The 15,946-nt window shown below is 48.0% G+C and carries 10 protein-coding genes; all 10 read right to left on the reverse strand.

Translation table 11 applies throughout. From position 1 onward, the window contains the following. Window positions 1-17: 17 nt before the first annotated feature. Window positions 18-758, reverse strand: coding sequence for an ABC transporter ATP-binding protein (locus tag ACMGG1_RS16270; RefSeq protein WP_122077940.1), 741 nt, complete (start codon window positions 756-758; stop codon window positions 18-20). Continuing rightward, window positions 758-1,525, reverse strand: coding sequence for an ABC transporter permease (locus ACMGG1_RS16275; RefSeq protein ID WP_122077938.1), 768 nt, complete (start codon window positions 1,523-1,525; stop codon window positions 758-760). The genes ACMGG1_RS16270 and ACMGG1_RS16275 overlap by 1 nt, the downstream gene beginning before the upstream one ends. Window positions 1,526-1,869: 344 nt before the next feature. Then, the gene (gene galU / locus ACMGG1_RS16280; protein ID WP_128864335.1) at window positions 1,870-2,757 is read right to left on the reverse strand and encodes a UTP--glucose-1-phosphate uridylyltransferase GalU; all 888 of its coding nucleotides are present in this window, start codon (window positions 2,755-2,757) and stop codon (window positions 1,870-1,872) included. Window positions 2,758-3,239: 482 nt separating this feature from the next. Continuing rightward, window positions 3,240-4,262 (reverse strand): UDP-glucose 4-epimerase GalE, encoded by a 1,023-nt coding sequence (gene galE / locus ACMGG1_RS16285; RefSeq protein WP_122077936.1) that lies wholly within the window; start codon window positions 4,260-4,262, stop codon window positions 3,240-3,242. A gap of 281 nt (window positions 4,263-4,543) precedes the next feature. Further along, a complete protein-coding gene (cpsG, locus tag ACMGG1_RS16290) occupies window positions 4,544-5,911 on the reverse strand; it encodes a phosphomannomutase CpsG (RefSeq protein WP_262215310.1) in 1,368 nt (455 codons plus the stop codon). A gap of 15 nt (window positions 5,912-5,926) precedes the next feature. Continuing rightward, window positions 5,927-7,351 carry a mannose-1-phosphate guanylyltransferase/mannose-6-phosphate isomerase gene (locus ACMGG1_RS16295; RefSeq protein ID WP_128864046.1) on the reverse strand — a complete coding sequence of 475 codons (1,425 nt, stop codon included), beginning with the start codon at window positions 7,349-7,351 and terminating at the stop codon, window positions 5,927-5,929. A 305-nt stretch (window positions 7,352-7,656) separates the two neighbouring features. Beyond that, a complete protein-coding gene (locus ACMGG1_RS16300) occupies window positions 7,657-9,036 on the reverse strand; it encodes a TolC family outer membrane protein (RefSeq protein WP_044549370.1) in 1,380 nt (459 codons plus the stop codon). A gap of 2 nt (window positions 9,037-9,038) precedes the next feature. After that, on the reverse strand, window positions 9,039-10,370 hold the full coding sequence (locus ACMGG1_RS16305; RefSeq protein ID WP_020826026.1) for an HlyD family type I secretion periplasmic adaptor subunit: 1,332 nt from the start codon (window positions 10,368-10,370) through the stop codon (window positions 9,039-9,041). A 54-nt stretch (window positions 10,371-10,424) separates the two neighbouring features. Beyond that, window positions 10,425-12,191: a type I secretion system permease/ATPase gene (locus ACMGG1_RS16310; protein WP_020826025.1), complete on the reverse strand. Its 1,767-nt coding sequence runs from the start codon at window positions 12,189-12,191 to the stop codon at window positions 10,425-10,427. A 385-nt stretch (window positions 12,192-12,576) separates the two neighbouring features. Further along, window positions 12,577-15,585, reverse strand: a complete 3,009-nt coding sequence (locus ACMGG1_RS16315; protein WP_128864045.1) for a beta strand repeat-containing protein — start codon at window positions 15,583-15,585, stop codon at window positions 12,577-12,579. Between the last annotated feature and the right edge of the window lie 361 nt (window positions 15,586-15,946).

A 15,946-nucleotide genomic window follows, 5' to 3' on the forward strand; every position in this document is an offset into this window, starting at 1 on the left:
AGTCATAATCATAAATTTCAGGCCATTGCTATTTTATATTGAGAGATAACAGAATGGGCTTCCCCCATGTCTCTCATTTTATGGTTTTCAATCCAAATGACTTTATCACAAATTTTTTCAACATCTTCAAGATTATGACTAACAAAAAGAATGGTAACGCCCTTTTTCTTAAATTCATTAATAGTATTCAGACATTTTCGCTGAAAAGCAATATCACCTACAGCCAGAACCTCATCGATGATTAATATGTCCGGATCTACCTGTGTTATCACGGAGAATCCTAACTTCGCCAACATACCACTTGAATAGACACGGATGGGTTCATCGATAAACTCACCCAATTCAGAGAACTCTATAATTTTATCCAGACGTTGTTTTAATTCTTTACGACGTAGCCCCAATAAGGTGGCATTAAGCCGTATATTTTCACGCCCAGTGAGTTCAGGGTGGAATCCCCCGCCCAACTCCAGCATCGATGCAACACGCCCAACGACGCTAACCGTACCCGACGATGGTTTCATTACTCCAGCGACCAAACCAAGTGAAGTACTTTTTCCTGCACCGTTACGACCAATAAGTGCGACGGACTCTCCTTTCTGTACCTGAAAGCTGATGTCTTCTATCGCTAAATAACTTCGGCCACTTAGCAAGCTCAACGCACGGCGTGGATTAAAAATCAATTCTTTAATGCCAGATCCAATATGATGATATAATGGATAGCGCTTAGTGACATTTTTAAATTCTATAGCCAAGCTCATTATAGTATCTCTGCAAATCTGTACTTTAATTTATTAAATATGCTAGTGCCAATGATGACGAATAAAAGAGCATATCCATAAAGCATACCAACTTGATGGTAATCAATAACCCCATTCATGAAGAGATCCCGCCAACTCAGTATCATATTTGCCAGCGGGTTATAATCAATCAAGAATTTGTACTCTTTTGGAATCATGTCACCAGAATAAAGAATCGGCGTGCAATAAAACATAAGCATAATGCCTAGCGTCACGAACCTTTCTAAATCACGGAAAAAAAGATTTAATGTCGACAACATCATAGCAATACCAAAAGTCATCAACATTTGGGCTATACCAATTAATGGAACACCCCAAATCCAGTCAACCGAAGGGCGCATGTCGTACACATAGAGGAAAACAATGATCACAGGAATGGTGCATAAAAAATGCAAACACTCCATGAGCACATTACTGAAAGGGATAACTGAGCGTGGGAATACTGTTTTCTTTATTATTTGCGCATTTGCTATAAAAGAATATAGAGAATTTGTCGTTGAACTAGCAAACCATTGCCATGGGAAAAGACCAGTAATAATGAATATTGTATAGTTTGGAATCTGAACACGCATGACCAACTTAAAGATAAAGTAATAGATCATGGCAAAGAGCAATGGATTGGCAATTGACCATAAATAACCGAAAAAACTACTTTTATATCTTACTTTCAATTCTTTCTCTGTGATGACTGCAGCCAAATCCCAGAGGTAACCTAAGCTATACTTCATATGAAAACTCGATTTAAGATTAAAATTCCCTAGCAATTGAAACCTAATGTTATTTCAACTGGCATCGATAATAATTAGTAACACTTCCAAGTCGCAGAATCGACCGAGTGAACTTCAGGATATTTTTCAAGAGCATTTGTAACCACGCTACCGCCCCTGGCATTGCGGCAACCAGAGCACTCTCATCATAACCGATTGATTTTAATATAACATTCAGCAATGCATATCCCTTAACACTCACCATGGCAACAGTGTCTTTTCATGGCGAGTGATGAGGATCCACGTTACATCCAGCCGTTTCATTTTACTTTAGGAATCGGCTGGATTCATCAGATCACTCTAATTCAAGCTAAGAGTTGGTCTCTCAGCCATGCAGTAAAGTCCTTACCTTGCGTAGAATGACGAAGTCCATATTCAACGAAAGCCTTCATGTATCCCAATTTATCGCCACAGTCATGGGAACGCCCTACCATGGCAAAAGCATCTACGGGATGTTGTTCCATTAACATTGCGATAGCATCTGTTAACTGAATCTCACCACCTGCGCCATAGGGTGTTTTCTCAAGCAATGGCCAAATATCCGCAGCCAGCACATAGCGACCAACCACTGCCAGGTTCGAAGGCGCTTCATCAACTGATGGTTTCTCGACAATGGCGTGCATCGGCACACTCTGCCCCGGAGCTACTGGAGCACCACTGCAATCAACTACGCCATATTTAGAAACGTCTTTTTCAGGCACGGGCTCAACCATAACCTGGCTGCGGCCACTCTCGCCAAATATGGCGATCATGTTTGCTAAATTATCTTTTGCCAAATCACTTGCGACATCATCCATTAAAACATCTGGCAGCAGCACGGCAAAAGGCTCATCGCCGATCAGTGGACGAGCACAGAGAATCGCGTGGCCTAATCCTTTGGATTGGCCCTGCCGCACATGCATCAGCGTGACCCCTTTGGGACAGATCGATTGTACCTCTTCCAGCAGTTGGCGCTTGACACGTGATTCCAGCATGCTTTCCAGTTCAAACGACGTATCAAAGTGATTCTCAATGGCGTTTTTTGATGAGTGCGTAACAAGAATAATCTCTTTAATACCCGCTGCGACACATTCATTCACGATGTATTGGATGAGAGGTTTGTCAACGACCGGCAACATTTCCTTCGGGATAGCCTTTGTCGCCGGTAACATGCGGGTACCGAGACCAGCAACTGGAATGACAGCTTTTAGCATTTCTGTGGGGACTCCCAACAACTTCAGGTTCATTAATGCAACACGTCAAAAATCATCATAATGGCGTTTCATGGTCATTAACTGTTCTTAAGCGCGCTGCCAAAACGATATCAGTTTTCTTCGGCCTGAAGTATACACCGATGTTAGGCGTTAATACATTAACACGACATAGACAAAACGTTATCTGTCTAACGGTTAGTCGCCCATCGGCAGAAAAACAGGTAATACACTGAAAAACAAAAACAAAAAACCAATTCACATCCACTTGACACATTAACGAAATGAGCAATTGTGTATAATATACCGCTACCAATGCATCAAGACTTATTAGATAGCATAATTATAATACCTAACGTAATCATAATAATCCTTATTGAGAATGCTTATTAATTCTTTATTTTGATAATCAATGAAAGCCTCTAACCAAACCAACAAAAAAGCCCATATCATATGGGCTTTTGAGAATTGTACTTAGATTTTCGCTAACTCTTGCTGCGGTAACCCTGTGGGTTATTTTTCTGCCAGTTCCAGGTATCGCGCATCATATCGTCAATACCGCGACGCACTTCCCACCCCAGTTCCTTGCGCGCTAAATTGGCATCAGCCCAGAAAGCGGGCAGATCTCCGTCGCGCCGCGGTAAGATTTGATAAGGTATCTTCACGCCTGACGCCCTCTCAAAGCTCTGCACCATACTCAATACCGAGTGACCCACGCCTGCCCCGAGATTGTAAGCTTTAAAACCATCAACGTTCTTAAGATGGTCCATAGCCATCAGGTGCCCCTCAGCCAGATCCATCACATGGATGTAATCACGCTCGCCAGTACCATCTTTAGTCGGATAATCTCCGCCGAATATACCCAGCTTTTCCAGCTTTCCAATGGCCACCTGAGAGATATAAGGCAACAGGTTGTTTGGAATGCCATTTGGATCTTCACCAATCAAACCAGATTCGTGCGCACCTACCGGATTGAAGTAACGCAATGCGATAATGGAAAATTGCGGTTCCGCTTTAGCGAAATCCTGCAGAATTTGCTCAACCATCAACTTTGACGTGCCGTAAGGACTGGTGGTACCACCAATCGGCGTGGTTTCTACATAAGGAACCGGGGAGTTCGCACCATATACCGTAGCTGAAGAGCTGAAGATAAATTGAGCCACACCGGCACGACGCATTTCCTCTAGCAGCACCAACGTACCGGCAACGTTGTTTTGATAGTATTCCAGTGGCTTACGGGTCGATTCCCCCACCGCCTTCAATCCAGCGAAATGGATGACGGCAGAGATATCATGCGCATCGAATATGCTACGCAGGGAGTCGCCATTTTGGATATCCCCCTGATAAAAGGTAGCCGCTCTGCCCGTTAACTGTTCGACACGATGCAGTGATTCTTCTGACGAGTTCGACAGATTATCCAGCACAATCACTTCTTCACCGCGTTCCAGCAAGGCTAATACCGTATGAGAACCGATATAACCGGCACCACCGGTAACTAAAATTGCCATTCACCACTCCTTATGCGCGCCTGAAGCGCTAACGACACAAATTCTATTACTTTCTCAATCCGATAGCCTTTGGGAGTTACAGCCTAAAAATGGACAAGACAGCAAAGTGCTGACAGTAACCTCCATCGACGTCATTGTCTTTAGGATAAATCATATGTGCTCGATGGCAACGCCCATGATTGAGTCCGTTTTTATTGATCACAGCCCCGCTTATCGAACTCATTCAACAAACAGGGCTGCAAAACGCAGCCCTGTTCTGATACAACACCATCACGGCGAATTTAGCGAGACAGTATCGCTAAAATCTCATCTGTCATTTCTTTCATGAGGGCCACGTCTGCACGTGACTCAACATTGAGACGAACTACCGGCTCGGTGTTGGACGAGCGCAGGTTAAAACGCCAGTTACCAAACTCCATGCTGATACCATCGGTGTAGTCAACCTCGACTGCCCGCGACAGATAATGTTGTTTGACGCTTTCAATTGAAGCTGCCGGCTGTGCCAGTTTGATATTGATTTCCCCTGAAGATGGGTACGCCGCAATACGGTCCTGCACCAATTCCCCCAGAGTTTGTCCTTTAACACACACCAATTCAGCCACCAGCAACCATGGGATCATGCCGCTGTCGCAATAGGCGAAATCGCGGAAATAATGGTGCGCACTCATTTCGCCGCCATAAATCGCGTCTTCCGCACGCATGCGTTCCTTAATAAATGCATGCCCGGTTTTCGACATTACTGGTACCCCGCCCGCTTCGCTCACCACATCGATGGTGTTCCAGCTCAGGCGTGGATCATGAATGATTTTTGCACCGGGTTGTTTTTGCAGGAAAGCTTCTGCCAGAAGGCCAACAATATAATATCCTTCAATAAAGTCGCCTTTTTCGTCAAACAGGAAGCAACGGTCAAAATCGCCGTCGAATGCAATCCCCATATCTGCGCCATGTTCACGCACCGCATTGGCGGTATCTGCACGACATTCTGGCAATAACGGGTTGGGGATACCATTCGGGAAGGTACCGTCCGGCTGATGGTGAACCTTGATAAATTCCAACGGGACGTTCAAAGCTTTAAGGGAGGCTTCAATCGCATCGATCACATGACCGGCGGCACCATTACCAGAGTTGATCACCAACTTTAGTGGCTTAAAGTTCTCGACGTTCACATAGGACAGCACATGTTGCACATAATCTGCCAACACATCCTGACGAACATAGCTGCCACGAGTCGCGGCCGGCTCAGGGAATTGGTTTTTCTCCGCCAGCTCCTGAATTGCGCGCAAGCCTGTATCACCGCTGATAGGACGTGAGCCTTCACGCACCAGCTTCATTCCGTTGTAGTCAATCGGGTTATGGCTGGCTGTCACTTCCACACCGCCATCCGCTTTCAGATGAGAGGTGGCAAAATAGACTTCCTCGGTGCCGGTCATACCAATGTCGATCACGTCGGTGCCGGCGTCCTGCAGACCCTTTGCCAACGACAGCTTCAAGCTTTCGCTGGTCAGGCGTACATCGCTACCGAGAACGATGGTCTTCGGTTTTAGGAATTCGCCATAAGCGCGCCCAATGCGGTAGGCGATATCATCATTCAGTTCCTCACCCAACTTACCGCGCACATCATAAGCTTTAAAACAGGCTAACTTTTCCATCACCAAATCCTTTAATTAAACTCGGCCGTACCGATCATGTAAACGTTCAATGTCATCTTCTTCCAGGTAAAATCCTGATCGAACCTCAATAATTTCAAGGTCGATTTTCCCAGGGTTCTCCAGGGTATGGACACTGCCGGCAGGGATGAATGTAGATTGATTCTCAGATAAGAAGAATTCTTTGTCTTCAACATTCACTTTCGCCGTACCGCTAACGACGACCCAGTGCTCTGCTCGATGAAGGTGGCGCTGTACTGACAATCCCTCACCAGGACGAACAATGATCTTTTTGACCTGGAAATGCTCGCCGTTGTCGATATCACAGATCTTGCCCCATGGGCGATAAGAAGAGGAGTGCTGACGGAAGTGATGAAGATTGCGTTTTTTGAGCTCATCGACCACTTTCTTAACGTCCTGAACGCGATCTTTTGTCGAAATCAACAATGCATCATTGGTATTGATCACGATAAGGTCGTCCAACCCAATAGTCGCAACTAGCGCAGCGTCAGATGATATATAGTTATTATTCGAATCGATGGAGATAATCTCGCCGACGTTAACATTTCCGCGAGCATCTTTTTCGGAAACCTCCCACAGCGATGACCATGACCCCACATCGCTCCAACCTGCATCGATAGGGATCACCACCGCATCCTGTGTTTTCTCCATGACAGCATAATCAATGGAGTCGCTAGGGCAGTGCTTGAAGATTTCCTGATCAACGCGAATAAAGTTCATATCGCGCTGACTGGCTGCCACGGACTGTTGCGTAGTGCTGAAAATTTCTGGGCTAAACTGTTGTAGTTCTTGCAAAAATTTGGCAGTTTTAAACATAAACATGCCACTATTCCAACTAAACTCACCACTTGCCAAATATTCAACGGCTTTTTCAAGGCAAGGTTTTTCTACAAAAGCGTCAACTTTAAAACATTCGCCAGAAAGTGCATTGCCACGCTTGATATAGCCGTAGCCCGTTTCTGGATGTCCAGGAATAATACCGAAAGTCACCAAGTTATTTTCAGTAGCATGTTGAATAGCCGCTTTTATTGCCGCGTGAAAGTTTTCCACTTTCGTAATCAAATGATCTGCGGCCAACACCAAGAGCATGCTGTCATCATCTTCTTCTGCGGCCAGATGTGCTGCCAATGCAACAGCTGGCGCAGTATTGCGTCCAACCGGTTCTAAGATAATGTTTGTCGCAAGCTGCCCGATTTCACGCAGTTGTTCCGCGACCAGAAAACGATGATTTTCATTGCAGATGACCAACGGTGCGGCGACTTCGACGCCCTCCAGTCCAGATAAGCGCTGTAAAGTTTGCTGCAGCAAACTAAATCCACTGTCATCAATGGAAAGGAACTGTTTGGGGAATGATTCGCGCGACAGTGGCCACAACCGGCTGCCGGTACCACCGGCCATAACCACAGGAATTAGTTTTGACATTATTAACCCTTAACTCAGTCGTCTGTCTTATAAACGAGAGTGCGGCGTAGCGCCAGCCAACCCAGCATTATAAAAGTCATACAATTACATACAGAAGTTACATGTATGTTAAAAACCCCTGCCTATGCCAATATCTTCCCATAGATCTATACGCAATGATTTATAGCGAAAAGTACAGTTTTACAGGCGAGGCAGGAGCACCACCGGTTGCTAACATAACGTATTGAGACAAAAAAGAGCAGCTTGAGGCTGCTCTTTCAGACAAATACTCATGGTGAGTATTTGAACCATTTATCCCTACCCGGTCAGCGATTCATAGAGAAATACTGCGCCACTCGTTTCACGTCCTTTTCGTCAAGCGTTCCAGAGTCGCTCAACAGGGTGATCCAGGACTTTATGTAGGTGTACTTAGCCGAAGCCAGGTCTCGCTGCGCGCTGTAAAGTTGTTGCTCGGCATTCAGCACATCGACGTTGACGCGCTGCCCTGCCAACACGCTCTGGCGGGTGGCCGTTACCTGCGTTGTCGCCGATTTTACCGCCAGTTCATACGCCGCTAATTTTGCACGACTACTGATGCAAAGATTGAACTGCTTACGCAGATCGTTCAGCGTGGTACCGACTTGTGCATCCATTTCATACATCGCCTGCCCATAGCGTGAAGCCGCCTGGCGAGTCGATGCTGATACCCCACCGCCGGCATAGATCGGCACGCTCACCTGCACGCCGATACTGTCGGTGCGGTATTTTTGGTTAACCGTGTTATCACTGCTGGAGTCATTTTCCGAATGGGAAGCATAGAGCTGAACCTGCGGCATGAAGCCCGCGCGGTTTCTCTCTACCTCATACTTGGCAGCATCAACGCCATGGCGAGAGGCAGCCAACATCGGGTTATTCTCCAGGGCAATTTTTTGCCACTCTTCAAATTTGGAAGGGATTAACGGTGCCACCTGGAATTTACCGGGGCGCAGTACCTGTAGCTCATCCAGTTGATCGAGCGGTACGCCAATAATCACCTCCAGCTCGCGTTGTGCCGCATCCAGGGCATCACGTGCCTCAATTTCCTGCGCCTCTGCCAGACTGTAGCGCGCCTGGGTCTCTGAAACGTCGGTAATGGTGCCTTCACCCGCGCTCATTAAGCGATCGTTCAGCGCCAATTGCTCTTTGTAAGCCGCCTTTTGCGCTGAGGCCAGCGCAATCTGGTCTTTGGAGTAAGCCACTTCAACATAGGCGGAGATCACCCGCACAGCCAGATCGAGATACTTACTGCGGTAACGCTCATCTGACATCAGCGTTTGCGCCACGCCGGCCTTGTAACGCGCATAGGCTTCGTAATCAAACAACGGTTGCGTCAGCGTTATCGAACTGGAATGGCTGCGATACTGCTGTCGTTTGGTCGCCTCACCAAGGCTGTTGCCAAAAATGTCACTCGCCGGATACTTTTGCGTCTGCCAGTTACGCGGTGAATTCTGGTAATTGGCCGACACCTTCGGCAGCAGCCCCGCCCTGCCGATATTTTCGTTTTCATCCCCCGCTTCTTTTTCTTTTATAGCCGCCCGAAAGGTCGGATCTTTTTCAAGTGCCAGCGAATATGCGTCTAGAATCCCTATCGAATGAACCGGCGCAGATATCGCAAACAAGAGGGTACTGATAGCAAGGCCAGCAACCTGTCGTTTAAATTGAATCAAAATTATTCCTCGGTTAATGAAGTATGAGCGCGATCCAAAATAGGTTTAAACAAATAGCTCAGCAGTGAGCGTGACCCTGTCTTCACGAACACCTCAACAGGCATACCCGGCTTAACATCCTCCCCACCCAGCATTTTCATGCCTTCTGGAGATACCGTGACCTGCATTTGGTAGTAGGGTTCGCCATTGGCCTTGTCAACCAAGCGGTCGGCAGAAACCAACGTCACCGTCCCCGGAATTTTCGGGGTTTTATTCTGGTTGAAAGCGGTAAACATCAAATCCACCGGCAACCCGTTGTACACCTTGTCAATCAGCTCTACCTTCAGGCGGGAATCCACCACCAGCGTAGCCTGACTGGGTACAACGTCCATCAGGTGGTCACCCGCTCCCACGACGCCCCCCTGAGTAAAGATATTCAATCCGACTACGGTGCCATCCACCGGCGAGGTGATAGCGGTGTTGCCGAGATCAAAATTCGCCATTTCCAGCTTGTTTCTGAATTCGCTGGCGTCCATCTGCGTTTGCGCCAGTTGAGTTCTGACCTCGCGCTGGTAGTCGGCAAAACGCTGATCGATCCGCTGCTGAGATTCCTGCAGCTGTTTTTGTACTTGGCCGATCCGCCCGACGGTTTCATCGATGCTGCTGTTAACTTCCGCAAACTGGCGCTGTACTTCAAGATAACGGTTACGCGGTAAATAGCCGTCGGCAGCCAGTTGTTTCATGCTGTTCATCTGCTCACGCAGGCTGGAAAGCTGGATCTGTTTATTGACCCTGGAATCCTGCAGGCCTTTTAACTGGAAGCGCATACCGTCCATCGACTGTTTATAACCGTCGACTTCGCTTTGCAGCCCCTGACGGCGCGAGGAGAAGAGCTGGGTTTGCAGCGCGATGATCTCGGCAACCCGCGGCTGAGCCTGAAGTTGTTCGAAGACCGGCGAGAAAGTCACTTTGCTTAAACCATCACGTTCAGCCAGCAGGCGGCCTTCGGTGGCCAGGGTGGTGTAGTATTGATCGCGCAGAGAATCAACCTGCGCCTGCGCCTGTACCTGACTGAGTTGCACCAATACTTCACCGGCTTTAACCCTGTCGCCTTCTTTTACGGTGATGCTTTTAATGATGCCGCTAGCCGGCGCCTGCACGGTCTTGCGGTTGCCGGAAACAATCACCGAGCCTGGCGAAGCAACCCCTTTATCCAAAGGTGCAAATGCAGCCCAGGCGAAAAAACCAAACAGGCCAAGCCCCACCACCAACCATCCCATGCGGGTAAAACGCCGCTCGTCTTGTGGGATCTCTTCTGAATACGAGTCTTGCGGCTCGCCAATGTGCGTAGACATACCAACTCCTTCGACTGCAGGCGGCGCTGTGGCCCCGCCCGGCAAGTTCACGGCTTAATTAATTTGAGTTTTTGGGATATTGCCTTCGTCCGGCTCGGAATTGACCGCACGCACGGCTTGCTGTGGAGTCTGCGCTTTTTGCGCATTGGCCAGGGCTTGCAGAACCTGCTGCGTTGGGCCAAACGCATTGACGCTACCGTTGACTAACAGCAGCAGCTTGGTGGTCATCGACAGCAGGTTGGTGCGATGAGTAATCAGAATCACCGTTTTATTACGCTGCTTGAGGAACAAAATGGCCTGATTCAGCGCTTTCTCACCGGCGTCATCCAAATTGGAGTTAGGCTCGTCCAACACGATCAGAGATGGATCGCCATACAGCGCACGCGCCAGGCCAATTCGCTGCTTCTGTCCGCCGGATAACCCTGCCCCGCCGTTACCGATGATCGAGTCGTAACCATTAGGGAAGCGCAGGATCAGTTCATGCACCCCGGCCAGCTTGGCGGCTTCAATAACTTTCTCGGAGTCGATATCGTTAAAGCGAGCGATGTTTTCAGCGATGGTGCCGGCAAAGAGTTCGATATCCTGCGGCAGGTAGCCAATGTACGGCCCCAGCTCATCTTTATTCCACTGGTAGATATCAGCATTATCAAGACGCACAATGCCTTCACTGACTGGCCAGATACCGACCAGTAAACGCGCCAGCGTAGACTTACCGGAAGCGCTTGGCCCGATAATCCCCAGCACGTCGCCCGGTTGAATAGCAAAGCTGACATTGTGCAACACCGCATCGGCTTTTGATCCCGGTGGGGTGGCGGTGACGCCTTCGACCGAGATGATCCCTTCAGGACGGGGAAGCGACATCCCCATTCCGCGCGGAGGATGCTTATCAAGCAGTTTGACCAAACGCTGATAGGACAGTTTGGCTGAGCTCCAGCTTTTCCAGACGTTAATCACCTGCTCGATGGGCGCCAGAGTACGCCCCATCAAAATAGAGCCCGCGATCATCATGCCGGGGGTGATATGCCCATCAATCGCCAACCATCCCCCTAACCCCAAGACCAATGACTGCAGAGAGAGACGAACAAATTTGGTGATGGAACTGACGGTAGTCGCGCGCTCGCTGGCAACACGCTGGCTATTGAGAAATCTCTGATGCAATCCAAACCAACGTCGTTTTAGATTAGGCAGCATGCCCAATGCTTCGATCACTTCAGCATTGCGCAAATTGGTACTTGCCAGGCTGCTGGACATGATCGATAACTTGCTCGCTTCGCCCAAGGGTTGCTTGGAAACCATTTCGTTGACCACCGCCAACGCAACCAGCAGCAATGAGCCAACCAGAGCAAACAAACCCAACCACGGGTTGAACAGGAAAATCACCAGCAGGTAAATCGGGAACCAGGGCGCATCGAAGAAAGCAAACAGTGCGCTGCCGGTCAGGAACTGCCGTACGGTAGTCAAATCACCCAGCATCTGCCCTGCATCGGAAGAACCATTCTTAAGGTTAGATTCGTACGCTGCCGTATAAACCCGCGTATTCAAACGCATATCCAATTGGCTACCGATACGGATCACCACCATGCTGCGCACATACTCCAGCAGCGCCATCATGCCGAACATTCCCAGCATAATCAGCGTCAGCATCAGTAAGGTGATTTCATTGCGCGAAGGAAGCACCCGGTCATAAACCTGGAGCATATAGATTGAAGGAACAAGCATTAACAAGTTAATAAATGCGGTGAATATGCCAACGGTCCAAAAAACTTTACTGCGTGTCCGTATAACATCCGCAATTTCATTGCGCGGTATAAATTGATTCACATTCTGCCCTTACATCATGTGCACTGTCAGTCCAATCCGCATTGATTTCTTCTAAGGAAATTCCTAAAAAAAACAAAAATAAAGAAAATCCGAAAGAAGCCTCCCCAAACATGCTCGAGACTGCAGATACTTTTTTTAACTATAGATAGGGAACGGCCATATCAGCAAGGTAATACGCAAAAAAAAGCCTGGAGGTCACTTCCTCGAAACGCAAGGAAAACAACAAGATGAAAGACATGGTGAAATATGAGGGAATTATGCAGAAAGGAATAAGCTAGAGATAATGACGCCGATCACAAAATAAAAAAATACGGGAAGTTTGACCTCCCCGTATTATTTAACCAATAACAGTTTCAATGGAAACTATTAACCTACAGAGCTTACCTTATGCGTAATGCAGAGTATCCAGCAGTTGCTGATGGTTTTGCCCTGTCAGGTAAACAACGCTGTCGCTAGTATCCAGCGTGTGGTTATTGTTGTTATCAATAATCACATAAGAGCTGGCATTATCGCCAGTACCGCCAAACACCACTGACGCCACACCCACTTTAGCCGTCAGTGCGTTGCTGCTACCGAGACCGAGGATACCGCCCAACAGGCCAATAACGCCGTTGGTCAGCCCGCCAACCAGAGTACCCAGCAGCGCATCCAGAGTATCAGAAGCACGAGTGCCGTAATCCGCCACCGCGGTGCCGCTGGTATTACCGGAGATGGTCAAAGCAGAGGCTGCATCAACGATCTTGTCTTTGGTGCTGTCAAAGTCGGTAATGGTAACACCGGCCTGAGTGGTACTGGACTTCAGCTCATAGGTATTCACACCGTTGCCACCGGCCAGGGTTGTGTTACCCAGGACGTTGAAGCTGTCAGCCGCGCCGGTCCCTTCGACAGTCAGTTGATAACCGTTCAGACCCAGAGCGGTAAGTACCGGAGCCAACAGCCCAGTAGTCACGACACTCAACGGCAGGATATTCAGCAGTTGAACGATAATACCGTCACCGGTACCGGCATGGTTTGAATCCAGGTTCAAGCCAGCAGTATTGGTGGATGCATTAACATCACGCACATTACTGAAGCCGTTGCCCAGCGTTAAATCCAGAACATGATCACCTGTAACGTTTATGTTCTGAACCTGCGCGTTGGTACCAGCCAATGAGACGATATTGCTAAACGACCCCGTACCACCAGAGGCAATATTCACCGTACCCAGTGCCGTACCCAACAAAGCACTGCTGCTACTGGTCAGGCTGATAGCGCCAGCATTAACGTTTGAAGAACTTACAGCATCAAAATTGATATTGAAGTGGTCGGTAGCATTTTGAACGAAAGTGAAGCCCAAGGTGCTGGCAGATGTTGCATCGCCCTTCACTTCCAGTTGTGCAGCGTTGCCGCCCGCAGCGTTAATGACACTGGCATTGGTTAAGCCAGAGATCACAAAACCTTGAGAGCCCAGGTTAGTTGCTGCTGCGCCTTGAGTTACCGTGCCCCCAGTAGTCCCTTCAACTGTCGCCGTCCCGTTGGTTAAACCAAAATCAAAGACGTGCGTCGGTGTGGTTACGCTGGTAGTGGTCGGTGAACCGATCAATGGCGTGGTAATCAGGGTGCCAACAGATTTGCCGATAAATCCAGTCAGATCAATCTTCTCGAAATTCGAGAAGTTATTAGCATTACTGGTGACAACGCTGCTACGAATGCCCAGGGCGTTTTGGTTAGTCACAACAGACTTGGTGATAAAGTTGGCGGAGATCGAGTCAATACCTGCCCCGCCATCGGCTTTAATGGTGGTCGCTACCGTGTTAGCGCCGTTTGATACCCCATTACCCGCCCACGCCAGGCTGTCGTTACCTGCACCAAGGTTAAACTGACCGGTGCCGGTGGCAATATTAGCCGTTGAAGTAACAACCACTGCATCCGCACCCGAGCTGGCGTTCAAAATGACATTGCCGTTGTTGACGGTAATGCCTACGCCCGGGTTAACGCCATTGTCAGACAGGTTAACCGTTGCTGCACTGGTGCCGTTAATGGTCAGGTTCGCCAGGTGATCGGCGAACTTCAGGTTAACGACACTGGCCGCGTTGGCGTTTAACAACACGTTTTGCAGTACGGCGGTTTCAGCATTACTGATCTGGTGTGAAGAACCGGTGTTAACCGTGCCGGTGGCATTGCCGCCAGCGGCGGTTGCTGTGAGTGAAGCTGCTGTTTTGTACAGCAAGCTGGTGCCGATATCGAATTCAAACCCGTGCTGTTGAGTAACAGTAGCGGCATCGGTTGCGATTGAAGTGCGCAGATCGTTGATAATTGCCTGAGTAATAACTGACTTATCACTGCCTAGAGCGCTATAGGCAGCTAATTGTGCCGTAGTCGCTGCAACACCATGTACCAGAGTGTAAACATGTTGAATAAAAGCATCGCCTGACAGCTGGCCACCTTTTTGCTGGAATTCAGTTGACCCCAGCAGTTTTGCAGTCAGTGCTGTAGAGGTTAGGCTGCCTGAGGCAAAAATCTTACCCCAAGTATCCAACGCCTGGGCATCAATGCCACGTCCAGGAACACCCAGATAAATTGCAGCAACTTGTTCTTGTATATTCAGCGCAGGTAATTGACCTGGCGTATAAACACTGGTGATAGCATTAAAGTGAGACTGGGCTGTAGCATCTGTTGGCGCCACGCCTCCGCGCAATGCTTCAATGATATCAACCACAACACTTCCGCGGGTCGCACCACCGTTAAGCAAGGCTAAATAGCTGGAAGCTTCCGCAGAGCTTGGCGCACGTTCAAATCCATACTGGAAAATACGTGCAACAAAATCCTCATTACTTAAAGAAGTGAGGTAGGAACGATCGTTAACGAATGCTTGAGCAACCTTATCGATGGTCGTGGTGCCGGCATTCAGCGCGCCCCCCCAATAGTTGAGGCCTGAAGTTGATAGGCCTGCACCAAGAACATGATAAATAGCTGCAACATCTGAAGCTCCGGTACCGGCAGAACCCGCACTAGACGAAGGGAATAAAGCTGATTTGATTTTGGCATCAAAGTAACTCTGCTGCGTCAAGGTTGCGCTGTCTGAGCCTAAATATCCCGTCAAATCATCAATCAAACCATGGACTATTGTCCCTATGCTATCCCCGGTCCCCAGCAGGTCAGCAATAACGCCGGAGGAAGCTGCAACACCATGAATGTTTGTATAAATTGTTTGTAGAATTTCTGTTGGCGTTTTTGTCCCAAAACGGGCGATCCCATCAGCGGATGCTAGTAATCCATTGATAAATTGCAAATCGGTTTTATTTCCCAACTGCAATTGCTGTGCAAAGTAATCAATAGCGGATGTAGATGCGTTCTTGCCCAGAACAGCATAATAGATTGCTGCGGATTCATATTGCGAAACTAGAGAAGCCATAACATCCCCCTTGGATGCATGATTTTTACAATCAAAATATTACGTCGCAAACCGACATAACGTAGATGCCAGACTTAGCGGTAATAAAGAATAAGAAACTTTACTGCACTTAAATAAAAGGAAATGAAACGAGTTTTGTCAAGGCAAGGGGCCTGAAGAAAATGGATGGGAATTGAATTAAAAAATAGTAAACAACGTAATGATTTCACACAAAACTTAATGGTTATGACAAAAAAAACAAAGAGATAAGATATAAAATTACCATTAATCCTATATACATAAAGAGAGAAAGTCGCCACTATTACCTAAGTCACTGAATTTACCTACAAAAATGATTGATATAAAAAACCATAAACCACTA

It is taken from the genome of Serratia sp. BNK-12, assembly GCF_047456085.1.
In the GTDB taxonomy this organism is placed as follows: Bacteria; Pseudomonadota; Gammaproteobacteria; order Enterobacterales; family Enterobacteriaceae; genus Serratia; species Serratia liquefaciens.

Coding starts and splice junctions, on each gene's coding strand:
- ACMGG1_RS16270 (WP_122077940.1), bottom strand. CDS start 758: ATGAGCTTGGCTATAGAATTTAAAAATGTCACTAAGCGCTATCCATTA.
- cpsG (WP_262215310.1), bottom strand. CDS start 5,911: ATGGAAAAGTTAGCCTGTTTTAAAGCTTATGATGTGCGCGGTAAGTTG.
- ACMGG1_RS16275 (WP_122077938.1), bottom strand. CDS start 1,525: ATGAAGTATAGCTTAGGTTACCTCTGGGATTTGGCTGCAGTCATCACA.
- ACMGG1_RS16315 (WP_128864045.1), bottom strand. CDS start 15,585: ATGGCTTCTCTAGTTTCGCAATATGAATCCGCAGCAATCTATTATGCT.
- galU (WP_128864335.1), bottom strand. CDS start 2,757: ATGCTAAAAGCTGTCATTCCAGTTGCTGGTCTCGGTACCCGCATGTTA.
- galE (WP_122077936.1), bottom strand. CDS start 4,262: ATGGCAATTTTAGTTACCGGTGGTGCCGGTTATATCGGTTCTCATACG.
- ACMGG1_RS16295 (WP_128864046.1), bottom strand. CDS start 7,351: ATGTCAAAACTAATTCCTGTGGTTATGGCCGGTGGTACCGGCAGCCGG.
- ACMGG1_RS16305 (WP_020826026.1), bottom strand. CDS start 10,370: ATGTCTACGCACATTGGCGAGCCGCAAGACTCGTATTCAGAAGAGATC.